The organism is Vibrio sp. ED004 (assembly GCF_023206395.1).
Taxonomy (GTDB): domain Bacteria; phylum Pseudomonadota; class Gammaproteobacteria; order Enterobacterales; family Vibrionaceae; genus Vibrio.
The window spans coordinates 1,934,131-1,958,863 of record NZ_CP066150.1 but is presented as its reverse complement, the minus strand read 5'-3'; the positions used below and the strand labels follow the sequence as shown (position 1 = coordinate 1,958,863).

Here is a 24,733-nt window from a genome sequence, read left to right as displayed (position 1 = left end):
GTTTCAACTCGAAGGTTGGCATTTTTTTATCTTGGGATAACTTTTTCTCTGAAATAAATCGCTAGCAAGACTCTCGGTCAATAGTGGTGAAGGTCAACACCATCTTACTCATTTCAAAGCCTTTTTTCTCAATACGGTCGAGCAGCAGCTTGCCTCCATTTTCTCCTGCTTTATCAAACGCATAGTTAAATGTAGACAGCGTTGGTGTGCATACTGAAGCAAGTTCATCGTCACCCACGCCGAGTACCAAGACATCCTTTCCTGGAATGAGTCCAGCTTCTTGAATGGCTCTGATCGCACCGATTGCGATACGGTCAGTTGCGCAGAACAGGCCATCGAGCTTGGTGTGCTCTTTTAGAGACTGTTTAGCCTGTTGGTAACCTGACTCTATGGTGAAGTCGCCACGGGCGTGAAATTGCAGTGTGAGGTCATTAAATTGAAGCGATTGAGCGAAGCCTTCCGATCTCATCTTATCAACCGCAATATCATCGCCTTGCACGCCGATGAATCCCATATGCTTACAACCTTTCGCTATGAGGCGGTTGCCCGCTTCAAACCCTACGCGAGTATCGTCGTGCACAATGCTTGGGATGTTAAACATTGACCCGTCTTGACCCACCAATACCACCGGTACAGCAGAGCTTTGAATCGCTTTGACTAATTTGTTGTCGAGGTGGGTCGCGTACAGGATGATGCCTTCAACGCGTTTTTGGTTAAATATTTGAATATATTCAAGTTCTTTGTGGTGTGTTTGGTGCGTGCTGGCTAATAAAACATGCTTGCCCGCTTGCTCTAAGACGGCGGTTAAACCATCGACACCTTGAGAGGTGGCGTGGGAAGAAACCCTAGGAACAATCACGCCAACCAGGTTGGTTTTTTGAGACTTTAAGTCTTTAGCGACTTGGTTTGGGAGATAGCCACACTCTTCAACCGCTTTACGCACCTTCACCTTGGTCGCGTCTTTTACGCCATACTCATCGTTGATTACTCTTGAGACCGTCGACTTGGAAACTCCAGCGAGACGAGCGACATCATGAAGACTAGCCATTATTCATTATCCAATTGTAATTTTAGTTTTGGGATTGTTTGCAAACAGAGCATCAAATTTACCTGTTATTAGGAGATTTTAACCCTGTCTTCTGATCCCAGGGAGATAATTTGAAGATCATTCTCACAGTATTGAGCAGTTATCTTTGATCATTTGTTATTTCTAGGCAAAAATTTGTTTTGCAAACGTTCCCGAAAATTCAAAAGCTCAAATGATAATCCAATGGGGTATGTAATGAATTATCCAAAAATAGCAAAAGAGCTGCTTTCTCTATTAGGTGGTAAAAGTAATATCACCGCACTTGCACACTGTGCGACTCGTCTGCGTCTTGCAGTCGCAGACCAAGATAAAATTGATGAACAGGCGATTGATAACCTAGAAGGGGTTAAGGGCCAGTTTAAAGTAGCAGGTCAATATCAGATCATCTTTGGCTCAGGCATCGTTAACCAAGTTTATGCTGAGTTGGCTAAGCTGACTGAAATGACGGAAATGTCGACCAACGATGTGGCGTCTGCAGGTGCTGATAACCAAAATATCCTGCAACGTGCAGTGAAAGGTCTGTCTGATATCTTTGTACCAATCATTCCGGCGATTGTTGCTGGTGGTTTGTTGATGGGAATCTACAACCTATTGACGGCTCAAGGCTTGTTCATTGATGGCAAATCTTTAATCGACGCTAATCCGGGTTTGACCGACTTAGCAAACATGATCAATACATTTGCTAATGCCCCTTTTGTGTACTTACCTATTTTATTAGCATTTTCAGCGAGTAAGACGTTTGGTGGTAACCCATACCTTGGCGCGGCTTTGGGTATGTTGATGGTTCACCCAGACTTGCTTAACGGCTGGGGCTTCGGTGGCGCATCGGTTTCGGGCAGCATTCCAGTTTGGAACATTCTAGGTTTCGAAATCGAGAAAGTGGGCTATCAAGGTTCAGTACTGCCCGTTCTTGTTTCTGCGTTTATTCTAGCGAAAGTTGAGCTTGGGCTGCGTAAAGTTATTCCTTCGGTTCTGGATAACTTGCTAACGCCGCTACTGGCTATTTTCGTGACTGGCCTACTGACATTCATGGTTGTGGGGCCATTTACACGTGATATCGGTTTCCTACTGGGTGACGGTCTTAACTGGCTATACAACAGCGCTGGCTTCATTGGTGGTGCGGTGTTTGGTTTGATTTATGCGCCGTTCGTTATTACTGGTATGCACCATAGCTTTATTGCTATTGAAACTCAGCTGCTTGCGGATATCGCAACGACTGGCGGTACGTTCATCTTCCCTATCGCGGCGATGTCTAACGTGTCTCAAGGTGCAGCGGCACTGGCGGTTGGTTTCATGAGTAAAGATAAGAAAATGAAAGGTATCGCGATTCCTTCTGGTGTGACTGGTTTGCTTGGTATTACTGAACCTGCCATGTTCGGTGTGAACTTGAAGCTTCGCTACCCATTCATTGCTGCGGTTTGTGCTGCTGCGGTTTCAAGCGCATTTATCACCATGTTTAATGTGAAAGCACAAGCACTAGGTGCCGCGGGTATTCCTGGCATCATCTCAATATCGCCAGAGAAAATTGGCTACTACGTGGTAGGTATGATTATCGCGTTCGTAACTGCATTTGCGCTGACCGTTGTATTAGGTCTACGTGAGAGCAGCAAGCAAAACATTAAAGCAACAGCTTGACGTTTCTCCCTAGAAGTGAAGCCCCCCTTTTCACTTCATTTCCTAAGCTTTGGGGTGCTAGCTAGGTGGTTTGGCTTAGCTAGCCTTTTTATATTTTTACATGACAGTGTGAAGTGTCACCTTGCTTTTGGTTGCTACTGCTTTCGATTGCCATCGCTTTCGGTTGTCATGATTTTCAGTTTTAAGGTAAGAAAGATGAATCAAGTTTGGGTAACTGGAGACGCCGTCGTCGACTTCATTCCGGAGACTGACGCGACATTATTGAAATGTCCGGGCGGTGCTCCTGCCAATGTCGCGGTAGCGATTTCTCGCCTTTTAGGCAAAAGTGCATTTTTCGGCCGAGTGGGTAACGACCCGTTTGGCACTTTTATGGAATTGACTCTGCAAAAGGAAGGTGTGAATACCGAGCGTTTGGTGAAGGACCCTGAACAACGCACGTCAACCGTGGTGGTTGATCTTGATGACCAAGGCGAGCGCAGTTTTACGTTTATGGTTAAGCCAAGTGCCGACCAGTTTATGTCTGTTGAAGACATTCCCGAATTTAAGCAAAACGAGTGGCTACACGTCTGCTCAATCTCTTTGGCTAATGAACCAAGCCGAAGCAGCACCTTTGAAGCCATCCGACGCATGAAAGCCGCGGGCGGTTACATCAGCTTCGATCCAAACCTTCGTGATGAAGTGTGGCAAAACCCATCTGAAATTAAGTCTGTGGTCATGAAGGCGGTCGAGCTGGCTGATGTGGTTAAATTCTCAGAAGAAGAACTGGATTTCTTAACCGATTCAACGTCGATGGAACAAGGTTTGGCTAACATTGCAGATCTTAACAACACGCTTGTTCTGGTTACACAGGGCGCGAAAGGCGTTTGGCGAGTATTTGAAAACCAAGGTGTATTGATTTCAGGTCGCTCAGTGACGCCAGTGGATACTACGGGTGCAGGCGATGCTTTTGTTGGCGGTTTACTTGCAAAGCTTTCTCAACATGAAGAGTGGAATAATCAACAAGTCGTTGATTCTGCAATCCTGTGGGCGAATGGGTGTGGTGCATTAGCAATCACGCAAAAAGGTGCGATGACGGCACTTCCAACGCAAAACGCTCTTGCTCAGTTTATTCAAAAAGACTCTTCAAATACGAATGTCGTCGAGGAGAGTGTATGAGTTTGAACTCGAACTGGACGGTAGAGCAAAGATATCGTCGTATAGAAGAGATTTCCCAAGACGGCATTGATGAGATGATCAATCTTCGCAAACAAGACGCTGGCTATCCGAGCTACCATATTGCGCCTAAGTTTGGTCTGCTCAATGACCCGAATGGCCTGTGTTTCTTTAATGGTGAGCACCATCTATTTTACCAATGGACGCCAGTTGGCCCAGTCCATGGTATGAAGTACTGGTACCACCTTTCTACCCAAGACTTCGTTCATTTTGAAGACCACGGCATTGGCCTACACCCAGACCAAGATTACGACTCTCATGGTGTTTACTCTGGTGGTGCATTGGTTGAAAACGACAATGCAGTGTTGTTCTTTACGGGTAACAAGCGCGATGAAAATTGGCTGCGAGTGCCAACTCAATGTTTTGCCAAGATGTCTGCTGACGGAAAAATAGAAAAGCACGGCGTGGTTATCGAAAACAATCACTACACCGAACATTTCCGCGATCCAAAAGTGTGGAAGCAGGGCGACGATTACCTGATGGTTGTGGGTGCTCAAACGCCTCAAGAGACTGGCTCAATGGCGCTATATCGCAGCCAAGACCTGATGAATTGGCAGCACAAAGGTCCAATTCAAACTCGTTACAACAACCTTGGCTATATGTGGGAATGCCCAGATTTCTTTGAAATAGAGAATCAGTCGGTGATGTTGTTTTCTCCACAAGGCGTATCTAGCGAAAACCCATACGATTTTAAAAACATCTACTCGGTGGCTTATATTGTCGGAGACCGCCTAAATCTAGATTCGGTAGAACTGGAAAACCATCAAGATATCGCGCAACCTGATTACGGATTTGATTTTTACGCTCCTCAGACTTACTTAGACGATTCAGGTCGCCGGATCTTGATTGCTTGGGTAGGCCTTCCTGATATCGACGCTCCATCTGTAGTGCACCAATGGGCGGGTATGCTGTCATTACCTCGTGAGTTGAAAATCCAAGATGGTTATCTTGTTCAATCTGTTTTACCTGAATTGAAAGCGCTGCAGGGTGAGGCCGTGGTGATTGAGAACACTCTTGAACTGAATACAACCAGCTTCATGATTGAGCTCGAAACAGGTGCGGACGAGTTTGAGGTTACGCTTGCCAACGCCGCGGGCGAGAATATCGTGTTCAGTGCTACAGAGACGGAATTCATACTTGATCGTAGTAAGATGTCTCAACTTTATGCGGAAGAGTTTGGCTCTGTGAGAAAAGCACCGAGGTTAAGCACTAAACAAACCATCGAAGTTTATGTCGATAAGTCAGTGGTCGAAATCTTTATCAATGGCGGTAAGCACACAATGACCAGCCGTTTTTTCATTGATGCTTTGAGTTCATTGTCGATGACTGGTGACGTGAACACTGTTTATCACTCGATGAGCCCAATTAAAGGGTTGTACGACTAAACTCAGTTCACTCCATCAAAATAGCCGCTGATCAACAGCGGCTTTTGTTTGGTCTGCGACATTACTATTGTGCTAGCTCTTTGACCTTGTCCATTCCCCTGCATCTCAAGTTCATTCAGAGCAAACAATGAACGCTAAGGTCGAATGTTCTTAAAACTGACTGTCTGCGTCCCATCTCCAGTGTTCTTCAACTTAACCACATCACCTTGATAGTAATACGGCTCCATTGGCATCTCGCTATTGGTTGGCCTTGCGTAGTGAAGTACAGCGGGCTTACCTTCCCCTTGTCGAGCATATAGATAGCCAATCAAAGCGTGTTCAAATTGATGGTAGCCGTTGCCCCAATGGAAAGCCTTGGTACGCTTGGGCTCAAGCCCTACGCCACCATACTGATGATCGACCCACACATCATGAAAAGTTGGTAGCGTGTATTGCAGGACGTCTTTCATTGAACCATCGACTAGCGATACCGTCATCGCAGCTTGGTCGAGCTCTGCCCATTCCCATGATGACGCCCAATTTGTGTTTGGTCTGCTTTGCCAGCCAGTAATTTCTTGTCCTTTCCACGCTTGCTGAAGTTCTTCGCCAAAGTATTGAGATACGCTGACGAACTCTTTTTGATATTGAGCTTGATCTAAGATGTGCTTCATCCCTTTCATACCCAACTCTTTCCATTCAGAGTTACCCAGAGTTTGTCCAGTAAGGTAAGTCATCCAATACGCTTTGATAGTGTGTCCAAAATCGTTGTGATTGGCATTCGGCATCTTGGCTGCTTCGCTGTGAATCGCACCGTAGAAGCGTTGTTCATCTTCAGAGTGGTAGTGCTTGACCATGGTTTGCGTGAGCCAATTCAGGTCATCAAGCCATTTTGTCTTGGTGGGTTCTTTTAGCAGGGGAGCGACTAACAGCATGTAACCGTTAATCTGATCAAGTTGCGCGACCAATTCACGTTGTGTGGCTGTGCCATCTTCACCATCGGCAAGCACCCAGGTTAGGCCGCGGTTGTCGTTAAGTCGATATTTATCAAAGATAAACGCTTGTTGGGCAATGAGCGCTTCCTCTACCTGTTTGTCTTGGGTGAGGTAGTAGTACATTGCCAATCCAACCAGTGCATACGCTTGATCTTGAGCCGTTCGCTGTTGCCATTCAAGTCCCGCTTTGCCGTCTTTGGTGAAGCTTATAAAACCGCCATTTTGCTGATCTTCTAAGTGTTCAATGAGGTAGTAAGCCCCTTGTTTAGCGAGCGCTAATGCTTGTTTGTCTCCGGTCAGATGGTAGAGCACGCCATAGGCATAGGTTTGACGTGATTTCATCCGCGTGAACTCTTTGCCGAAGTGTGGAGTGATCCAACCTCTATCGAGTTCAGGACAAACGTTAGCCACATCAAGCAATGTTCCATCATCACAGCGGAAAGTGGGAAAGTTGCCTATTGGTTCTCCCTGAGCACTCGGCATTAGCCAATAAGGTGCAAGCCCTTCTGAAGCATGATTGATCCAGTCTTCGCCAGAGGGAAGGGTGACATTGGCAGACACAGCTAAGCTCGTGATACTGAGTAATGCGATAGAGGTTCGTAACATGATGTTTATCTTAACGAATTGGATTTTGTTGAATATAAACAATCAGGTCTGCACATTGTGATTCGGTGATCACAGTCGACAAAATTATTGCGATTTGGGTAAAGGTTCAGGTGATTGGTGGTTAAGTGAATCGACTCGAGATCGAGCTAGGGCCTTGATCGTTAACTGATGAATTTAACGCTATTTTTTTTCTTGATTAAAATGTTAAAAGGCAATAAATTATCGAAAAACGATAATTTATTATTGATCATCATTTAATTTAATCTTAGTATCCTCCTGTCAACTTAACAGGAATATTCATTATGTCTAACATCCAAAAACAGAGCCGACGTGTTCGCATGCTATTGCAGTTCTTTCTTGTACTTACTCCTATCATGGTGTGCTACTTCTGGTTAACCGTTGAGACTCCCTATGACTTTATAAGTGCGACAGGTATTTTTTATCTCACCTATGACATCGGGTATTACACGATGTTACCGCTTACTATGACAACAAGAATGGTTGCTGCGTTCACAAGTTTGGCGATGTCCAGCATCCTGATATACGCACTAATGGTTCTGATACGTTTATTCCGCAACTATGAGCGAGGCGAAATCTTCTCTTTGGAAAACGCAATGTCCTACCAGAAGCTCGGATATAGCTTGTTCTATTGGGTATTTGGGTCGGTTATCTATGGTTCATTGATGTCAGTGATTTTGTCGTTCAATAATCCACCAGGTGAGCGTATCTTTGAGATTAGTTTTGTGGGTATGGACTTTTTGACACTTATATTAGGTATAATTATTTTGATCATCTCATGGGTGATGAAAGAAGGTTATATTCTGGCTGACGAACATAGCCAAACCATTTAAAGGACTTGTCATGACTATCCGCATTAATTTAGACATTATGATGGCCAAACGAAAAATGCGATTGAAGACATTGGCAAAAGAAGTTGGGATTACCGAAGCCAACTTATCAGTATTAAAAAATGGCAAAGCCAAAGCGGTAAGGCTATCGACACTCGATAAGCTGTGTGAAGTTTTAGAGTGCCAACCAGGTGATATATTAGAATTTGAAGCGAACGTTCATCACGACAGCGCTTCTGCCGAGTAGCGAGTTAGTAGATCGTATTCCCTTATGAAAACAATGAGTCTCGAAGTTATTCGAGACTCATTCGATCCAAATTAAACAGGCTCTCCAGCCTCATCTTCTTCAACCACATCAGTTTCTAAACTCGCCTCTGTTAGCCATTTTTGTATTGATAGGCTGTTGAGCACTCGTTGTTGATACTGCTGGGCTTTTTCCGAAAGCTGGATGCCATAGGTTTCTACGCGCAGCGCCACAGGTGCAAACATCGCATCGGCAATCGACCATTCACCGAACAACCATCCCTTTGGGTGTTGTTCCATTTGTGCAGACCATATTGCGTCGATGCGAGCGATGTCTTTCAGTGCACCATCACTCAAAGTGAGCTTTCTTTTGGCTCGGCAATTCATTGGTAACTCATTTCTGATGTTGAAAAAACCAGAGTGCATTTCTGCCGAGATTGCACGGGCGAGAGCGCGTTCAGCAATGGAAGTTGGCCATGCCACACCGTCCAAATAGGCATCGTTAACGTATTCGAGAATCGCCAATGAATCCCACACCGAAACATCACCATCGACTAGGGTTGGGACTTTGGCTGTCGGTGTCACCTTCGCTAACGTGTCATAAAAATCTGAGGTGAACAGCTTTAGCTTAATAATGTCTGCGTCGAGGTTGTAATGGTCGAATATGAGCCATGCACGAAGTGACCAAGTTGAGTAGTTTTGGTTTGCGATATAAAGCTGCATAGGTGCTTCCTTGCGTTTGGTGGGTATGCATTTGAGTTTAGGGGATTGTATTGCGGCGCACTAACGGATAATTTTGATGACAGACATTAATAAAAACGATGGGTGGTGATTTCAATATGGATATTGATGCTTTGCGAGGCTTTCTCGCGTTCGTGGAAACAAGCAGTTTCACGCGTGCCGCGAAACAGATCAATCGTACCCAATCGGCATTCAGTGCGCAGATGCGTAAGCTGGAAGAGGAGTTGAACGTGACTCTTTTTCAGAAAGAAGGACGTAATCTCGTGTTGACCGAAGCCGGCTTAGCGCTGCGATCTCATGCCGAGCAGTTGGTTGCGCTCCTCAATACCGCCCTTAAGCAAGTAAAGCGTTATGAAGACAAACAGCCTCTGAGGTTGGGTTGCCCTGAAGATTATAACGACACTATTTTGCCGAAAGTGATACACCTGTTGCAGCGAGCAGAACCTACCTGTTCCATCCAAGTATTCAGCCTGCCAAGTATTACTCTCAGAGAATGGTTAGATGATGGCAGGCTTGATGCCGCGATTGTCACCCGAGCGCCCGACAGCGAAGAGGGATACTGGCTTACTCATGATGTGGGCGTTTGGATAAGCAGCCCTGATTATATGTTTGATAATTCTAAGCCTGTGCCATTGGCTCTGTTCCAAACGGATTGTAAGTACCACGCCGCAGCTGTGAATGGCTTAACCAAGCAGGGTACGCCTTATCAACTGTTTGCTTGCAGCAATACCGCTTCAGCGCAGCGGGCAATCGTAAAAGCAGGGTTAGCGATTGGAGCGATGGGTAAACTCAGTGTGACTCCAGATTTGAAAATCCTCGACGACATGCCACCGCTGCCCTCGGTTGATATTGTGTTGATCTTAGCGAGCAAGCATCACCCAGTATTGGATAAAGAGGTGCTCAATCAGCTTGTTGAGTTGGATTCTGATTAGGCTTCTTTTTCGACGGCCTGACATGGCGAGCCAAAATACGGCTTCGTTCTCGTTTCACTTCCGTCAGCTTTCTCCATGACCATAAACGCACTCTCGCTTCCTTGGCGCTAGCTTCGAGATCGACGACTGGATTAAGGTAAGGAGAATCTGGTTCAAGCTCGTGCATCATGACTTCCATAGAGGTCATTTCCCAAGGCTCAAACAGAAGTGGTGTGGGTATATCTGAAAGCTCTGGAACCCATTTTCGGATGAAATCTCCATCAGAGTCGTGTTCTTGGGCTTGCTTGGTTGGGTTGTAAATTCGGATGGTGTTTATGCCTGTTACCCCAGCTTGCATTTGAAATTGTGGGTAATGAATGCCGGGTTCAAAATCGAGAAACAGCTGCGCTAAATGAGTGACACCATCACGCCAGTCCATGTTCATATGGTGAGTGAGAAAGCTCACCAGCATTGAGCGCATGCGGAAATTAATGTACCCCGTATGATGCAGGCAGCGCATACAGGCATCGACCAATGGCACGCCTGTCATCCCCACCTTCCATGCCTTCAAATGTGCTGGATCTTTCACCGTTTCCTTCTGTAATAGTGCATCGTAAGCGTAATTGATGCAGCGAAATTCCATCGCGCATTCCGATTCAAACTTCTGCATAAAATGACAGTGCCAATGAAGCCTTGAGGAAAGAGCAATCAAGCTGCGACGAAATCCCGCGACTTGCCAGTGCCCCAATAGGTGTTGATAAACCTCACGCAGCGATATGTTGCCCCAAGCTAAATATGGAGATAGACGTGTACAGGCATATCGCGAGGCTTTTGGGCTTGAGATGCTGCGGTAGTAATCTCGACCACGGCGTTCAAAGAAATCATGCAAAGTTTCCCAAGCCAGTGCGCTGCCGCCCGTTTGTATGCCGTTACCTTTGGTTAACCATGCTTGTGGAGGCTCAATTGCCAACTCAAGTTCTTCAGCATCAAGGGTATGCAGTGATTCTGTGACCAATTGAATTTCTACAATGGGGGCACGCATGACACTGTTCCAGTGTTTGTCCCAACCTATTCGGTCTTTTGACCCTCTTACAACAGCGCCCTGTGCGGACTCTTGCCATGGGATGTTGTGCTCTTTAAGCCAAGCAGAGAGTTGTATGTCGCGCTCAAAGGTGCAGTTTAATCCTATCTCTTGATGAGAGAAGACGTTTTTTATGTGGTAACGCGTTCGGATCGTTTCGAAGCAGTCTATAGCACTGCCATGAAGTATTGAAATCTGATGTCCATGCTTTTTTAATGACTGGTTCATGCATTGCAGCGACTGCCAAACAAATCGCCAATGTCGCTCAGAATAGTGGGCATTGTTTAGCAGCATGGGTTCGAAAATGTAGAGCAATATCGTTGGGTGTTGGTCTGATAAAGCGTGTAGTAAAGGTGCGTGGTCGGTGAGCCTTAAATCGCGCTTTAGCCACACTACGTTGATTGTTTGCATCTGAGCCCTCTTTCGTTTTAGAGCATTACGAGTCAGAGGGCAAAATGTCTCACTAGACGTGAATTTATTTATTGATAACGAAAGGGCAGATTAGGATCTTTCATGGTGATTATTGGAGGATGCCCAAGCTTTTCAGTTTTCGATAAATGGTATTTCGGCTGATGCCGAGTATTCGTGAAGTCTTGCTGATGTTGCCTTGGTTAGCTTGATAGGTTTGCAGCAAGGTATCTTCAACGGTACTTTTTAAATCGGACTTTGGCCTACCTTCGATGGCATTGGTTGTGATGAGCTTATGATTATTATCTTGCGCCAATGACGTGAGGTGTTGAGCAAGGTGGCTAGGCACATGTTCGAGTGTGAGCAGCGGTTCATCACTCGCCAGCAGAGCGGCGACTTTAAGTAAGTTGTCTAATTCTCGGATATTACCCGGCCAAGAATAGGCGCGCAGCAAACTCATTAGGTGCGGGCAAATAGATTGTTCAGCTTCGGCGTATTTACGATGAATGTGCTCGATTAATGCGTGCTTATCTTGTCGGTGTTGCAGGCTTGGCAAGGTGAAGGCCAAGCCGTTTAGTCTATAGTACAGATCTTGTCGAAACTCGCCAGTTGCGACTAGCTGCTCTAAGTTTTTATGTGTGGCAGCGATGATCTGACAATCGACTTGGTAGCTCTGATTGGAACCTACTGGCACCACGGATTTGTCTTGCAGAACATGCAGTAGTCGACACTGAGCTTCTAAAGGCATGTCGGCAATCTCATCCAAAAACAAGATCCCTTTGTCAGCTTGACGAATCTTACCTTGGAATCCTTTGTGGCTTGCTCCCGTAAAGGCGCCCGGCGCGTAACCAAACAGTTCAGATTCGATAAGATCTTTAGGCAGCGCACCGCAATTCACCGCCACTAGAGGCGATGATTTACGCTGGCTTTGCTTGTGTAACGCTTTAACAAACTCGCCCTTACCGACGCCTGTTTCTCCTAGGATTAATAGGCTGATCCCTTTATCGATAACCTTATTGGCCTGCTGCCAAGCGTGTTCTATTTGTTGCTCCCCATAGTGCAAATCACACGATGCTGAAATAGAGCGAGTGCGTTTTGCAGTTGGTTGTTTGAGGTGCTGTTTCTCAAACACAAAAGGCGTATCTAATGAGGTTCGGTTGAACAGGGTATCTATGCATTCGCCGACGATCGAGGTTTGATCCAATAGTTGAGAGGCGACCTGATTGTGCGCCACCACCTCACCAGCTTCATTGGCTATCACAATCCCTTGCCAACCACTGTGCAGTAGCGATTTATCGCACGCAAGATCAATACGAGTACTGCCCTGTGGGATATGACTTAATAGCTGATTTTCAACAAGCTGAACCATGTTTTGAACCAGCAGTTGCACTGAACTGTCGTGTTGTTGCTGCTCACTTGTAATGTCCAATACGCCGACCATGTTCCCTTGGTGATCAAATACTGGGCTTGCTGAACAGCTGATAAACCGATGCTGGTGGATAAAGTGCTGTTCACCAATGATGGTCACGGGTTTTGCTTCCACAATCGCCGTGCCAATGGCGTTGGTACCCTTGAGTTGCTCCTGCCAACACGCTCCAGAGCTGAGTGCAATCGAAGTCAGCTTTTCCTTAAACCGCTCTTGCCCCCAACTAGCCAGAATCACCCCTTCAATATCGGTCAAGATCAAACGACTGTCGGTGCGTGCAAACATCTGGTTAAACAGAGGAAGTGCATTGCGCTCGACGATTTGAATCAAGCTTGATGATTGATGACGTCGCTGCTTAAGAATCGACTTTGGGAGGCGAAGATCTTCGGGAAGACGCCTCTGTTTTAGCCCCGCTTCAGTGCTGCGGTGCCAAGAGGACGAAAGCCAATCTGAGGTGTTTGCTTGTTGAAGGTGCATGACTGTTCCATGTCGTAACAGTGAGGGTGTACCAAATTGGAACAGTTGAACATTGGGGTGGTTTCCATACGGCTGTTCAATGCCAACTCACTGTGGGTTGTAAATGTTTGGCAATCATAGTTTTACAATTTATTAACAACAAGTTTTGAGGTTGTGGCGTGTGATTTGCGTTGTTCTTGTTGTGAAGAAAACACGAAGTATCAGTGTTTTAAACAGAAAGCATAAACATGGGCGTCTTGTCATGAGTTCTTTTCTCAAGAGAAGTCGCCACAAAAATAAGACAGCTCTCGCTCAATAACGAACAACAAATCAAAGAAGGATCTAACTATGATTTATGCACAGCCGGGTAGTGACAACGCAGTAGTGAACTTTAAAGCCCAATACGATAATTTTATTGGTGGCGAGTGGGTGAAGCCTGTCAGCGGCGAGTATTTTGATAATACGTCTCCCGTGAATGGTCAGGTGTATTGCCAAGTCGCGCGCTCAACCGTGGCGGACATTAGCTTAGCTCTCGATGCGGCGCATGCTGCTCGTGCAAGTTGGGCTGCGACCAGTGTGACAGAGCGTTCGAACATCCTACTTAAAATTGCTGACCGCATTGAAGCCAACCTAGAAGAAATCGCAGTCGCTGAGACATGGGAAAACGGCAAACCAGTTCGTGAAACTTTAGCGGCAGATATTCCTTTGGTTGTCGATCACTTCCGTTACTTTGCGGGTTGTATTCGAGCGCAAGAAGGCAGCGCAGCCGAGCTCGATTCAAACACCGCAAGCTACCATTTCCCAGAGCCAATTGGCGTAGTCGGTCAGATCATTCCTTGGAACTTCCCGATTCTAATGGCGGCTTGGAAACTGGCTCCTGCACTAGCGGCGGGCTGTTGTGTGGTGATGAAACCTGCCGAGCAAACACCAACCTCAATTTTGGTGATGATGGAGAAGATCGCCGATCTTCTGCCTGCTGGCGTAGTCAACATCGTCAATGGTTTTGGTAGCGAAGCAGGCCAAGCGTTAGCAACCAGTGATCGTTTGGCTAAGCTGGCCTTTACTGGCTCAACAGAAGTCGGCCACCACATTTTGAAATGTGCGGCTGAAAGCTTGATTCCATCAACGGTTGAACTGGGCGGTAAGTCTCCAAACATCTACTTCCCAGACATTTTTGATCATGAAGACGAGTACCTAGACAAATGTGTCGAAGGCATGCTGCTGGCGTTTTTCAACCAAGGTGAAGTGTGTACTTGTCCATCACGTGTGCTGATCCACGAATCGGTGTACGACAAGTTCATCACTAAAGTCGTCGAGCGCGCTCAAACCATCAAGCAAGGTAACCCGTTAGACACTGACACTCAGGTTGGCGCGCAAGCCTCACAAGAGCAGTTCGATAAGATTCTAAGCTACCTAGAGATTGGTCGCCAAGAGGGGGCGAAAGTGCTAACTGGTGGTGAAATCGCGCAGCAACCGGATGATCTCGGTAACGGTTACTACATTCAACCAACCATGCTCGAAGGCAATAATAAGATGCGTGTCTTCCAAGAAGAGATCTTTGGCCCAGTTATCGCGGTCACTACCTTTAAAGATGAAGCAGAAGCGCTAGAGATTGCTAACGATACAGAATATGGGTTAGGTGCAGGTGTTTGGACGCGTGATGCCAACCTAGCGTATCGTATGGGTCGTAATATCGAAGCGGGCCGTATTTGGGTGAACTGCTACCACGCTTACCCAGCACATGCCGCGTTTGGTGGTTACAAGAAATCAGGAATCGGTCGTGAGACACACAAGATGATGCTCGATCACTACCAAAACACCAAGAACTTGCTGATCAGCTACGATACTAATCCGTTAGGCTTTTTCTAAACTAGGCTTTTCTAAAATAGATATGTTCTAAAGATAGCTTTCTGAATTAGAGAAAATTAACAACGCAGTCGGCTTAAGAAAAAGAAAAAGAAAAAGAAAAAGTAAAAGTAAAACGCCCAATTCAGTGAGTTGGGCGTTTTTATGTTTGAAGTATTCTAGCTTTTCGAAAAGAAGATCTCGGGCTTGTGAGTTGGGCCGTAGTTACCTTCTAACTGGGTAAGCTCCAAACCTTGTTTGCCAATCAAAGAACCGACTAATTGGCGGTTAAACGGGTAACTGTCAGGGGTGTTAATATACTCTTCAACATCAACCCATTTAGCCTCTGCAATTTCATCGGTGTCTTGAATCGCAATCTCTTGGGTTTGAGCGATAAGGTGACAAATAAAGTAGAGGTTCGATTTGCCAAACTGATATGGGTGCCTTGTCGCCATGCCAACCACAGATACGAATGTGGCTTCGATACCTGTCTCTTCCAAGGTTTCACGAACAACCGATTCCTCAATGCCTTCACCTAACTCAATGTGCCCGCCAGGTAATTTGTAGCCTGTCATGCCGTGTTCTTTGATCATCAGCACTTGGTTGTGTTCGTTGGTGATCAGAGCCCCAGCTCCCAAAGTATGGGTTGGGATGAAAGGCACAAACTCGACAATCTCGGATTTATGAATCAGCGTAATTTCGTCTTCTAAGCAGTTGTGAAACACAAAGCCAAGTTCGGTCGCTACCGGAATAAGGTGTGAGAGCGAAATAGGCAGACTAATCCAAATAATGCCTTTGTTATTCTGCTTGGAAAATTGGGTGATCTCGCTAAGTTCGGCGTTGAATGAATCAGCATCTTGAGGCGCGGTTGTCGGGTTAATGATGATGCCGTTAAATTTGTCGAGCGTAAATTCCACGGGTGATCCTTTATTGTTTTTGATTTATAGGGAGTCGAGCATAGGTGGAGCTTATAACATCTTAAGGGCTTATAACACCTGCTCTGCTTGTAGCATTTTTAGAGCAAAGGCAGTCGCGGGTGAAAGTGGAAAGGTAGGGAAGTGTAAAGTGGGAGGCTAGAAACAAAAACTGCGCTTGGAAGCCAAAGCGCAGTTTTAAAGTAGGGTCTATTGGGAATCGACTCTAACGAATATAGTTTGCATTAATACTCACGTACCAGTGTTGAAGCTTGCCGTCCGATTTTTTGATCCACAAATCGTTAGTGTAGCTTTCGATCTTGCCGTTAACCGTTAGGTTGAATGTGTTCTCATCGAATTCACCAAGCTTCACGAACTGATCGGTCGTAATCAGAAACGGATCCATGTCATCTACGCCAACCACATCAGAAATCACATAGTAGTGATAAGTGAGTGGCTTGCTCGCATCATTTGGGTTGCTGCGATACGCCACTAACTTGAACGGTTCCGTTAATGGAACATCAAGCGTTTGCTTGTCCATGGTCGCTGGAATCGGGATAAACAGCCAAGCGGTAAAAAGACCGCTCAGTAAAAACATTAGGAAGAAAAGAGTCTTAATTGCTTTCATAGCAACCTTCAAAATATGGGGGATGTTAATGGGGCTATGGTAACTAGGGAGAGTAAAGATGCAAGCTCTGTTCTTACTCTATTTTATCTCCGCTTAACCTAGCGCAAAGAAAGCGGTTTGGTTAACTCGAAATGGAAACACGAGTGCTTAAGTTTAGATTATGGCTCTAAGAAGATTCGTTATTTGAACCAATCAGTGGCTTTAACCAGTCTCTCGAAACTGGGTGAGCAACGGTCACGAAATGACCTATATAGAGAAAGTGGAATGCTATAAGAATAACGCATGAATATTTTTTGAGCGTTTTCTTATGCATTTAAATCCAAGGTTAAGCGGTGACTACCATTCTTATGTCGATCATTCATTCCGCATCGATTGCTCACTCGGCTCCAATCCATTTGGCGCACCAGAAATCCCTGAACATGTGGTTAAAGAGATAATTTACGGTATTGATAAGTACTATTGTCATAGGGAGCTTTCAGAGCTGACTTATTTAACTCGTCAGTTTATTGGGATTGAAGACTGTCGTATTACCTACACTACGGGCTCTCTCGGGGCGCTAGAACTTATCTTTAATAACCTTATCGATCACAGCAATCGCACCATGATAGGTATTGGTCCTCAGTTTGTTGAAGCAATATCAGAGTTCAATTTGGTTGGCGGAGAATACCAGTCCATCAACATGTTTGATTATCAAAACGAGTCTGATCTGTTTGGTGTGCTGGCCTCAAAAGTCAGCAGAGAAAGGCCAGCCTTGGTGTATATCGATAATCCCAACAACCCAACGGGTCGAATCAACGACAGAGCTCATTTGGTCGAGGTAGCAAAAGTCTGTGAGCGTTCTGGCTCTATTTTGATTGTCGACGAGGCATATGGTGAGTACCTGACTCCAGAACAATCTATGCTCGATCAAACCTTGGTCTTGGACAACTTAATTGTTTTACGCACATTTTCTAAAGGTTTAGGCCTCGCTGGGATTCGATTAGGTTACTTGGCTAGCAGTGAAAACCTGACTTCGGCGATAGAAGCCGCGGTGAGCGTGTTTACGCCCACTTACCCTTCGATAAAAATCGCATCGGCGACCCTACCTAATGCGAAACACTTCCTAGAAACCAACCGCAGCAAAACCGAGTATTTTAAACAGCAAATGATCGGTTTGTTGTCTGAATACAATATTGATGTGCTGAGTACATCAATAGCAACGCCCATTATGCTGTTGAGAAAAAAGGGAACCAACCTTTCGAAGCTATTTGAGAAGATCGGTATTAAGACGTGTTCCGGCGTCGATTTTGCCATTACGTGTGACGCGATGACCGCAGAGTATGTTCGATTGCGGATTGTTGGAAATGATGTGGATTTAGAAGAGTTAAAGCAGCGGATTCAGCAGCTATAAATTAAGAGCTATAAATCAGCAGTTATGAAACCCGTAGGCATAAAAAAGGTTCATCGCGGCTTTCCGGGGAAAGCCGCTTTTATCTTCAAGAAGAAGTAGTCTGTATCTCGATATCCATACCCCATTCGCTTGATTAACTTTATTTTGTTGTTTATCCCTTCCAATGTGCAGGTGTTGAGCGGATAAGTTGCCGATGCAATAATACCGTGAAGATAAGGCCTCAGTTTTCGTGCAAACTCTTTCAATGGCTTAATTCCACTCTCTTGCACTTGTGCCCACCATACCTCCCAGAGCCCCTTAGCATGTGCTTCTGATTTACAGTACCAAAGCTCTTTGAGTTGTGAGCCGAGTATATAAGTGGCCATCAAGTCCTTATTGATATTCAATATTTCAGTAAGATAGCTATCTTGTCGTGCATTTAAATTACCTCTGTTTTTCAGCAGTACCCAGCGTGAGCGCTTCACCCATTGCCTCGCTTTTTTATCCTGCTTGAGTTTGTTAGCTTGGTCGACTCTGACTCTATCCATCACCTCACGACCGAACTTAGCAACAACATGGAATAAGTCGTAAACGATTTTTGCATTCGGGCAGTGCGCTTGAACTTCAAGGTCAAAAGCCGTATTCATGTCCATTGCGACCGCTTCGATATTGTTACCATGCTTGCCTAACTGCTCGAAAAACGGTCGTATGTCCTTGCGGCTACGACCTAACCCTATCCAAATGACTTGGTGAGTCTTAGCATCAGCGATGACTGTGGCATATCGGTGCCCTTTAAAGATGGCGAACTCGTCCATGACGAGTTGCCTTAGCCCTTCCCATTTCACTGACGGTACCACTTGGCGAAGTCGACGTTTATCTATCTCTTTAATGGTGTGCCAATGAACGCTCGTTAACTGGGAGATATGCTTAATGGGAAGAAGAGGCAGTAGTTGTTCTATATAGCTTTTTAGACGCGTCGTTATACGAGCATAAGGCTCTAACCAAGATAGAAACTCTGTTTTTATGCCGCAGTCACGACACTTGATCCTTCGAGTTTGAACGGAAAGCTCAACAGGAACATTGAACAACATGGCCTCTTTCACATGACGCCATTGATACTCATGGATAGCCTCAGCTTCAAGACCGCAAAGGCATTTAGCCTCAGAATTAGGTTTAAGAGTTAGTGTAACAAGTGATGCTGTCTGGTGAGACTTTACTATTTTAAAGCCTTCCCAGAATGAAGATAGGAAAGTATGATTCGGCATGAAAACGGTAGTTTGTGTATGATTTTTGTTTGGCGACTAAACCATATCACTTACTACCGTTTTTTTGTTTTTAGTTCCCGCTAATCCGCGATGAACCATAAAAAAGCCCACACCTTACAACCGTAAGGTGTGGGCTAAATAACGGTGATTACTTGTTTAGGTAAGCAGCATGGAACTCAATATGCTCGTCAATAAAGCTAGAGATGAAGTAGTAGCTGTGGTCATAACCTGGCTGCATACGTAGCTCTAAATCGGCATTGGTTACCTTAGCGGCTTCGACTAATTGTTCAGGCTTTAACTGCTCAATTAGGAAGTTATCGGCTTCGCCTTGGTCTACCAACATTGGCAGTTTAGTGCCTTGGCTTTTTAGAAGCTCAGAAGCGTCGTATTGTTTCCATTCTTCAATATCTAAGCCTAGGTATTGGTTGAAGGCTTTTTGTCCCCAAGGGCATTGCATTGGGTTCGTGATTGGGCTGAATGCAGAGATAGAACGGTAGTTATCTTCGTTCTTGATGCCAATTGTTAAGGCACCGTGTCCGCCCATGCTGTGACCCGAAATTGATTTTACAGATGTCACAGGGAAGAAAGACTCAATTAGCGCTGGGAGCTCTGTCACCACGTAATCATACATGTGGTAATGGCTGTCCCATGGTGCTTGAGAGGCATTCACGTAGAAGCCTGCGCCTTGGCCTAAATCGTAGTTTTCATCGTCGGCAACACCTTCGCCACGAGGGCTCGTGTCTGGGGCAACAATGGCAATGCCTTGCTCAGCTGCGGCTTTGAATGCGCCGGCTTTTTGCATGAAGTTTTCATCGGTACAGGTTAAGCCTGATAACCAATATAAAACAGGAACTGGGTTTTCTTTGCTTGCATTCGGTGGCAAGAAAATCGCAAAACGCATGTTGCAGTCAAGCGTTGCAGAAAAGTGGGTGTATTGTTTGTGCCAACCACCAGCAACCTTTGCTTGGCTAATGTTTTCGATTGTCATCTATTGTGCTCCGTTAGGTTGATGGTTTGGGAGTAAATTTGTCTATATCACTTAAAGTTTCACCACCCACCGGGCAGGAGGTGGTGAAGACAGTTTCGCTCTGATGTTTAAGTCAGAACTGTGGTCTCGACACCTAAATATCGAGACCAAGGAGAATTATCTGTCCATGTGTAGAACAGTACGGATAGATTCACCTTTGTGCATTAGGTCGAATGCGTCGTTTACTTCATCAAGGCTCATTGTGTGAGTAATGAACTCTTGAAGACCAAACTCACCCGCCATGTAACGGTTTACGATTTCTGGAAGCTCAGAGCGGCCTTTAACACCACCGAAAGCAGAACCACGCCATACACGACCAGTTACTAGTTGGAATGGACGAGTTGCGATCTCTTGGCCTGCACCCGCAACACCAATGATTACCGATTCGCCCCAACCTTTGTGACAGCACTCAAGAGCTTGACGCATCACGTTTACGTTACCGATACACTCGAAAGAGTACTCAACACCACCGTCTGTCATCTCAACGATAACGTCTTGGATCGGTTTGTCGAATTTCATTGGGTTGATGCAGTCAGTCGCGCCAAGCTGTTTAGCTAGCTCGAATTTGCTCTCGTTGATATCAACACCGATGATGCGGTCAGCACCAGCCATACGAGCACCAATGATTGCAGAAAGACCGATACCACCTAAGCCGAATACAGCAACGTTGTCGCCTTTTTCAACTTTAGCTGTGTTCAGTACCGCGCCCATACCTGTAGTCACACCACAACCTAGAAGACAAACTTCTTCAAGTGGTGCTTCTTTATTTACTTTCGCTAGTGAGATTTCTGGAAGTACTGTGTACTCAGAGAAAGTAGAACAACCCATGTAGTGGAAGATTGGCTCACCATTGATAGAGAAGCGGCTTGTACCGTCTGGCATTAGGCCTTTACCTTGCGTTTCACGAACCGCTTGGCACAGGTTAGTTTTACCAGATTTACAGAACTTACATTCGCCACACTCTGCTGTGTAAAGTGGGATAACGTGGTCGCCAACTTCAACACTGGTAACACCTTCGCCGATCATCTCAACGATACCGCCACCTTCGTGACCAAGGATAGAAGGGAAGATACCTTCTGGATCGTCACCTGACAGTGTGAATGCGTCAGTGTGACAAACACCAGTCGCTACGATACGAACAAGAACTTCACCTGCTTTTGGCAGTTCAACGTCAACAGTTTCACGTTTTAGAGGCTCACCCGCTTTCCAAGCGACCATAGCTTTAGATTGGATATGAGTTTGACCAGGTTTGATTTCGATAGTCATTGGATGTTTCCTATTTATGTCATTACAGCGGACTTTTTGATTCTCAATATGCTCAACGTATTAAGCGTAGTTGAGCAAGTTTGTTTCCGCTCTCTCGTTTTGTTGGAGCTAGTATAGGTGTGACTCTATGATTTGATAATCCCCCTAAATGGAAAATGATTATTACATATATGTGATAGTTAGCATTGAGAGCCTGCCCGACTTAATGGTCGTAAACCTTAAGACCAATAAGCCACTTTTAGGAAAGGAGTGTCACTCTTGAACCGCTTGGATGCATTGCTACCATTGATGTTCTCAAACTCGATGTGTGATGGTTTGTATACTTACATGTGATTTGTATGATCAAATTATTGATGGTTGTGATGTTGGCTAACTGATTGAATTTTAATGATTGAAGCAATGTCGCATAAGCGTTCGTCGTGCGACGTTTTGTAAGATATCAGAAACAATAGTGTCATTTTTCTCATCTAATCTCCTCGCCAAATTTTGAGTTCTAACTTTTGGAAAGAGAAAATGAAAAAGAGTACATTGACCGTACTGTCAGGCTTGATAGCCGCCACGCTGGTTGGTTGCAATTCGAATTCGCCAAGTGATAGTTCACCAGGTGATGACAACGGTAATCTAGAGAGCGCAGTACAAGTCGCATTCATGCCAGATATCCACTTCCATGATGTTTACGGTAAATTTGAAGACGGTTCGTTCGCAGGACTCTACAACTCGGATAGTCGAGAGTATGCGACAATTCGAACGATGGAATCTCAAATGAACTCTACCCGTCTTTTCAATGAAAACTACTTTGCGATGATAGCGGCACTTGATGATGTGGTTGCGCGTGGTGTGAAGTATGTGGCCTTGCCGGGTGACTTTAGTGATGACGGGCAGCCAGTCCATATGCGTGGTTTGGTTAGTATTTTTGACCATTACCGTGATACACACGGTCTTGAATTTTTCGCAGCACCTGGTAACCACGATCCAGTGCGTCCATTTACAATTCCCGCAGGTAAATCTGATTACCTAGGAGAAGGTGGTAAAGAGCAACGCATCTTCAGCCTTGGTAAAGAAGAGTGTGTTGGTTATGACGATGAATGGACAACTATTTCAGGCCAAGGTGACAGCCTAGACACGATTTGTACTGAAGAAGTACGCGAGTGGGGCTATGAAGAGATCATGAGTATCCTTGGTACTCACGGCTTCTACCCTCAACAAGATTACCTCTACTTTGAAACCCCTTACAGCACCGACCAAGCTCGAACTAATTACAGCTATGATTTAGCGAAACAAGAAGCGGCCTTTGATAAACGCATGTATGAGATCTGTTACGAAGGCACAGGTGGCAGTTACAAAGAAAATGGTTACACAAGCTGTTCTGAAGTGCCGGATACCAGTTACTTAGTAGAGCCAGTGAAAGGACTTTGGTTGTTGGCGATTGACGCGAACGTTTATCGCCCGAAAGAAAACTCGTCTGATAATTCTGTCGATGGTGGTACGTTTGACGGTTCAAGCAACGCTGGTTACAACATGATGCTGACTCACAAAGAGCATGTGATCGATTGGATCTCTGATGTGGTAAAGGCGGCGAAAGAGCAGAACAAGACGCTGGTTTCCTTCTCGCACTTCCCGATGACCGATTTCTATAACGGCGCTTCTGAAGAGATTGAAGACTTGTTTGGTGAAGGTAGCCACCAACTTGCACGTGAGCCTGACGACAATACCAGCCGCGCATTGGCAGCGACTGGCTTAAATATCCACGTTGGCGGTCACATGCACTTTAACGATACAGGTAAGAAGAGCTTCAATATTGATGGCGTTCAGCACACCCTTTTTAATATCCAAGCACCATCGCTAGCGGGTTATGTTCCTGCATATAAGCTCTTAAATATTCGCCCAGATAATCAGATCGAAGTTGAGACAGTAATTATCGACCAAGTGGCACGTTACAACGAGTTATTCAGTCACTATGAAGAAGAGCATGAGTACCTTACTCAAGCTGCAGCCGGAGACCCAGAAGCACAAGCGAAAATCTGGAACAAAGACATTTTGGATTCAGAAAACTACTACGAACTGACTGATTGGCACATCCGTGAACTAACGCGTCTGCGTTTCCTTCCGGGTGACTGGCCGCTAGAGATGCGCGCAATGATCATGGAAATGAACGGTGAAGAGATGATGATCATGTCTCAGCTAAAAACCAACTTCACGGTTTGTCAGCTAGCGAATGAACTCGGCTACGACGTAGGGGCTTGCGTTGAAAATGGTGTGGATGATTACGAACAGTTTCAACGAGATTGGGAGACAGCTAAGGTTGTTGCTCAAAAGCTGGCTTCTTTAGAAGGACTAGAATTAGCTGATTTTGCAGAGTGGAGCGGTGAGCTACTAGCGACAGATTTCTACCGACTACGTAATGCAGACGAACTGGCATTCCGTGATATCGGTGAAACACAACTTCGCCAATACGAGTTGCTAAGCCGAGAGCTTTCAGAATTTGATGGTACGGTGGATTCTGAACTGGGTGACCTTGGCCAATATACCGTGGGAGAGGTATTCCGCTCTCGTTTTGGTAGCTTGTTTGTCATTCTTGAAAAATTCGCAACAGGCCAAGCGAGTGACCACTTCTTGATTGATATCGACCAGCAAACACTGACCGATCTGAAAGGTGAAGTGAAGCGCGATATTCTTAGAGGCTCTACGACAGTAAACTAAGCGTTGCAGCTTTGCTTTTTTAAAGACTAAGTGTCTTGATTTCTCGATTAAAAAAGAGCCTGTTAGCCATGAGTTAGCGGGTTCTTTTGTTTTTAAGTGAATGAGTGGGCCGGGACTTATTTATTGACTTTCTGGTTAAGCTCTCTTGGGGTATGTCATAATAATTACTTACTGAAAAACACATGAATTGACACAAAACTACAATATTCTAGCCGCCGAATTTAATGTTGTGGACCCTAAACATGTTTTTATCTCTCCCACCGCCAGTGATGCTGTCACTCGCCATCGTGCTTGAAGTTGTCGCAACTTCTCTATTACCTAAAACGCAGCAGTTTACTTATTTACCGGCTTCTGTCGCAGTATTGGCTAGCTACGGCTGTGCCTTTTATCTGTTGTCTTTAACAGTGCAAACCATGTCTTTGGGGGTGGCGTATGCGATTTGGTGTGGGGCAGGGATCGTGCTGGTCGCAGCTCTGTCTTGGCTGGTGTGGTGATTATCAACCTATTTTCGAACTCGGTGAGTCATTAGGGGCTCTAGCTCGTTTTTGCCCCTTTTCGTATATGGAATCCACGTATTTACAAAGTGATTTTTGCAATGAAAGTTAAGATGCGGTCGTATATTCGGCTTCTTATTGAAGGAGCTACCCTCTAGCCTTTGATGTTTTGCGCACCTACTGTCCTCATCGAGTTAGCAGCTTGGAAAGCATGA

General features: G+C 45.4%; 19 protein-coding genes and 1 pseudogene. 10 read left to right on the top strand and 10 right to left on the bottom strand.

All coding sequences use genetic code 11. From position 1 onward, the window contains the following. Positions 1-61: 61 nt before the first annotated feature. Positions 62-1,048 carry a LacI family DNA-binding transcriptional regulator gene (locus tag ITG10_RS26205; protein ID WP_248387036.1) on the bottom strand — a complete coding sequence of 329 codons (987 nt, stop codon included), beginning with the start codon at positions 1,046-1,048 and terminating at the stop codon, positions 62-64. 234 nt (positions 1,049-1,282) lie between these two features. Between ITG10_RS26205 and ITG10_RS26200 the strand changes: the two genes are divergently transcribed. From ITG10_RS26200 to ITG10_RS26190, 3 genes are all read left to right on the top strand, one after another. Then, positions 1,283-2,722 (top strand): sucrose-specific PTS transporter subunit IIBC, encoded by a 1,440-nt coding sequence (locus ITG10_RS26200; protein ID WP_017630701.1) that lies wholly within the window; start codon positions 1,283-1,285, stop codon positions 2,720-2,722. A 195-nt stretch (positions 2,723-2,917) separates the two neighbouring features. Then, entirely contained in the window at positions 2,918-3,877 is a 960-nt protein-coding gene (locus ITG10_RS26195; RefSeq protein ID WP_017630700.1) for an aminoimidazole riboside kinase, read from the top strand. After that, positions 3,874-5,319, top strand: coding sequence for a sucrose-6-phosphate hydrolase (locus ITG10_RS26190; protein ID WP_017630699.1), 1,446 nt, complete (start codon positions 3,874-3,876; stop codon positions 5,317-5,319). The genes ITG10_RS26195 and ITG10_RS26190 overlap by 4 nt, the downstream gene beginning before the upstream one ends. Before the next feature lie 134 nt (positions 5,320-5,453). Here ITG10_RS26190 and ITG10_RS26185 read toward each other — a convergent pair whose 3' ends face one another. Further along, positions 5,454-6,896 (bottom strand): N-acylglucosamine 2-epimerase, encoded by a 1,443-nt coding sequence (locus ITG10_RS26185; protein WP_017630698.1) that lies wholly within the window; start codon positions 6,894-6,896, stop codon positions 5,454-5,456. A gap of 302 nt (positions 6,897-7,198) precedes the next feature. Between ITG10_RS26185 and ITG10_RS26180 the strand changes: the two genes are divergently transcribed. Continuing rightward, on the top strand, positions 7,199-7,747 hold the full coding sequence (locus ITG10_RS26180; RefSeq protein ID WP_017630697.1) for a DUF2975 domain-containing protein: 549 nt from the start codon (positions 7,199-7,201) through the stop codon (positions 7,745-7,747). Positions 7,748-7,757: 10 nt separating this feature from the next. Then, complete coding sequence (locus ITG10_RS26175; RefSeq protein WP_017630696.1) at positions 7,758-7,991, top strand: helix-turn-helix transcriptional regulator; 234 nt, start codon at positions 7,758-7,760, stop codon at positions 7,989-7,991. A gap of 71 nt (positions 7,992-8,062) precedes the next feature. Here ITG10_RS26175 and ITG10_RS26170 read toward each other — a convergent pair whose 3' ends face one another. Beyond that, positions 8,063-8,710: a glutathione S-transferase family protein gene (locus tag ITG10_RS26170; RefSeq protein ID WP_017630695.1), complete on the bottom strand. Its 648-nt coding sequence runs from the start codon at positions 8,708-8,710 to the stop codon at positions 8,063-8,065. 98 nt (positions 8,711-8,808) lie between these two features. Here ITG10_RS26170 and ITG10_RS26165 point away from each other — a divergent pair, with 98 nt between their 5' ends. Beyond that, positions 8,809-9,660, top strand: coding sequence for a LysR family transcriptional regulator (locus ITG10_RS26165; protein ID WP_017630694.1), 852 nt, complete (start codon positions 8,809-8,811; stop codon positions 9,658-9,660). On the opposite strand, the gene ITG10_RS26160 is transcribed toward ITG10_RS26165, so the two are convergent. Both ITG10_RS26160 and ITG10_RS26155 read right to left on the bottom strand, forming a co-directional pair. Further along, on the bottom strand, positions 9,629-11,131 hold the full coding sequence (locus ITG10_RS26160; RefSeq protein WP_017630693.1) for a deoxyribodipyrimidine photo-lyase: 1,503 nt from the start codon (positions 11,129-11,131) through the stop codon (positions 9,629-9,631). The two genes, ITG10_RS26165 and ITG10_RS26160, sit on opposite strands and share 32 nt — an antisense overlap. 109 nt (positions 11,132-11,240) lie before the next feature. Continuing rightward, positions 11,241-13,031: a sigma-54-dependent Fis family transcriptional regulator gene (locus tag ITG10_RS26155; RefSeq protein ID WP_248387035.1), complete on the bottom strand. Its 1,791-nt coding sequence runs from the start codon at positions 13,029-13,031 to the stop codon at positions 11,241-11,243. Between the two features lie 327 nt (positions 13,032-13,358). On the opposite strand from ITG10_RS26155, the gene ITG10_RS26150 reads away from it, so the two are divergent. Next, positions 13,359-14,879, top strand: coding sequence for an aldehyde dehydrogenase family protein (locus ITG10_RS26150; RefSeq protein WP_017630692.1), 1,521 nt, complete (start codon positions 13,359-13,361; stop codon positions 14,877-14,879). Between the two features lie 155 nt (positions 14,880-15,034). Here ITG10_RS26150 and ITG10_RS26145 read toward each other — a convergent pair whose 3' ends face one another. Both ITG10_RS26145 and ITG10_RS26140 read right to left on the bottom strand, forming a co-directional pair. Next, positions 15,035-15,772, bottom strand: a complete 738-nt coding sequence (locus ITG10_RS26145) for an NUDIX domain-containing protein (protein ID WP_017630691.1) — start codon at positions 15,770-15,772, stop codon at positions 15,035-15,037. Between the two features lie 223 nt (positions 15,773-15,995). After that, positions 15,996-16,397 carry a hypothetical protein gene (locus ITG10_RS26140; RefSeq protein WP_017630690.1) on the bottom strand — a complete coding sequence of 134 codons (402 nt, stop codon included), beginning with the start codon at positions 16,395-16,397 and terminating at the stop codon, positions 15,996-15,998. 307 nt (positions 16,398-16,704) lie between these two features. Here ITG10_RS26140 and ITG10_RS26135 point away from each other — a divergent pair, with 307 nt between their 5' ends. Next, positions 16,705-17,787 (top strand): pyridoxal phosphate-dependent aminotransferase, encoded by a 1,083-nt coding sequence (locus tag ITG10_RS26135; RefSeq protein ID WP_017630689.1) that lies wholly within the window; start codon positions 16,705-16,707, stop codon positions 17,785-17,787. A 50-nt stretch (positions 17,788-17,837) separates the two neighbouring features. Here the strand turns inward: ITG10_RS26135 and ITG10_RS26130 are convergent, their stop codons facing one another. The 3 genes from ITG10_RS26130 to ITG10_RS26120 form a co-directional block, all read right to left on the bottom strand. Then, the gene (locus tag ITG10_RS26130; RefSeq protein ID WP_248386810.1) at positions 17,838-19,031 is read right to left on the bottom strand and encodes an ISL3 family transposase; all 1,194 of its coding nucleotides are present in this window, start codon (positions 19,029-19,031) and stop codon (positions 17,838-17,840) included. Positions 19,032-19,179: 148 nt separating this feature from the next. Beyond that, positions 19,180-20,019, bottom strand: coding sequence for an S-formylglutathione hydrolase (gene fghA / locus ITG10_RS26125; RefSeq protein WP_017632806.1), 840 nt, complete (start codon positions 20,017-20,019; stop codon positions 19,180-19,182). Positions 20,020-20,175: 156 nt separating this feature from the next. Next, positions 20,176-21,324, bottom strand: a complete 1,149-nt coding sequence (locus ITG10_RS26120; protein WP_017632807.1) for an S-(hydroxymethyl)glutathione dehydrogenase/class III alcohol dehydrogenase — start codon at positions 21,322-21,324, stop codon at positions 20,176-20,178. A 513-nt stretch (positions 21,325-21,837) separates the two neighbouring features. Between ITG10_RS26120 and ITG10_RS26115 the strand changes: the two genes are divergently transcribed. Together ITG10_RS26115 and ITG10_RS26110 are read left to right on the top strand one after the other, a co-directional pair. Beyond that, a complete protein-coding gene (locus tag ITG10_RS26115; protein WP_017632808.1) occupies positions 21,838-24,024 on the top strand; it encodes a hypothetical protein in 2,187 nt (728 codons plus the stop codon). Positions 24,025-24,266: 242 nt separating this feature from the next. Further along, a pseudogene (locus tag ITG10_RS26110) lies at positions 24,267-24,553 on the top strand (SMR family transporter). The last annotated feature ends 180 nt before the right edge of the window (positions 24,554-24,733 follow it).

Excerpts from the sequence above, each read along its gene's own strand:
- ITG10_RS26150 (WP_017630692.1), top strand. The coding sequence starts at position 13,359 with ATGATTTATGCACAGCCGGGTAGTGACAACGCAGTAGTGAACTTTAAA.
- ITG10_RS26170 (WP_017630695.1), bottom strand. The coding sequence starts at position 8,710 with ATGCAGCTTTATATCGCAAACCAAAACTACTCAACTTGGTCACTTCGT.
- ITG10_RS26185 (WP_017630698.1), bottom strand. The coding sequence starts at position 6,896 with ATGTTACGAACCTCTATCGCATTACTCAGTATCACGAGCTTAGCTGTG.
- ITG10_RS26115 (WP_017632808.1), top strand. The coding sequence starts at position 21,838 with ATGAAAAAGAGTACATTGACCGTACTGTCAGGCTTGATAGCCGCCACG.
- ITG10_RS26200 (WP_017630701.1), top strand. The coding sequence starts at position 1,283 with ATGAATTATCCAAAAATAGCAAAAGAGCTGCTTTCTCTATTAGGTGGT.
- ITG10_RS26175 (WP_017630696.1), top strand. The coding sequence starts at position 7,758 with ATGACTATCCGCATTAATTTAGACATTATGATGGCCAAACGAAAAATG.
- ITG10_RS26165 (WP_017630694.1), top strand. The coding sequence starts at position 8,809 with ATGGGTGGTGATTTCAATATGGATATTGATGCTTTGCGAGGCTTTCTC.
- ITG10_RS26160 (WP_017630693.1), bottom strand. The coding sequence starts at position 11,131 with ATGCAAACAATCAACGTAGTGTGGCTAAAGCGCGATTTAAGGCTCACC.
- ITG10_RS26205 (WP_248387036.1), bottom strand. The coding sequence starts at position 1,048 with ATGGCTAGTCTTCATGATGTCGCTCGTCTCGCTGGAGTTTCCAAGTCG.
- ITG10_RS26190 (WP_017630699.1), top strand. The coding sequence starts at position 3,874 with ATGAGTTTGAACTCGAACTGGACGGTAGAGCAAAGATATCGTCGTATA.
- ITG10_RS26155 (WP_248387035.1), bottom strand. The coding sequence starts at position 13,031 with ATGCACCTTCAACAAGCAAACACCTCAGATTGGCTTTCGTCCTCTTGG.
- ITG10_RS26180 (WP_017630697.1), top strand. The coding sequence starts at position 7,199 with ATGTCTAACATCCAAAAACAGAGCCGACGTGTTCGCATGCTATTGCAG.
- ITG10_RS26130 (WP_248386810.1), bottom strand. The coding sequence starts at position 19,031 with ATGCCGAATCATACTTTCCTATCTTCATTCTGGGAAGGCTTTAAAATA.
- ITG10_RS26120 (WP_017632807.1), bottom strand. The coding sequence starts at position 21,324 with ATGACTATCGAAATCAAACCTGGTCAAACTCATATCCAATCTAAAGCT.
- ITG10_RS26140 (WP_017630690.1), bottom strand. The coding sequence starts at position 16,397 with ATGAAAGCAATTAAGACTCTTTTCTTCCTAATGTTTTTACTGAGCGGT.
- ITG10_RS26195 (WP_017630700.1), top strand. The coding sequence starts at position 2,918 with ATGAATCAAGTTTGGGTAACTGGAGACGCCGTCGTCGACTTCATTCCG.
- ITG10_RS26135 (WP_017630689.1), top strand. The coding sequence starts at position 16,705 with ATGCATTTAAATCCAAGGTTAAGCGGTGACTACCATTCTTATGTCGAT.
- fghA (WP_017632806.1), bottom strand. The coding sequence starts at position 20,019 with ATGACAATCGAAAACATTAGCCAAGCAAAGGTTGCTGGTGGTTGGCAC.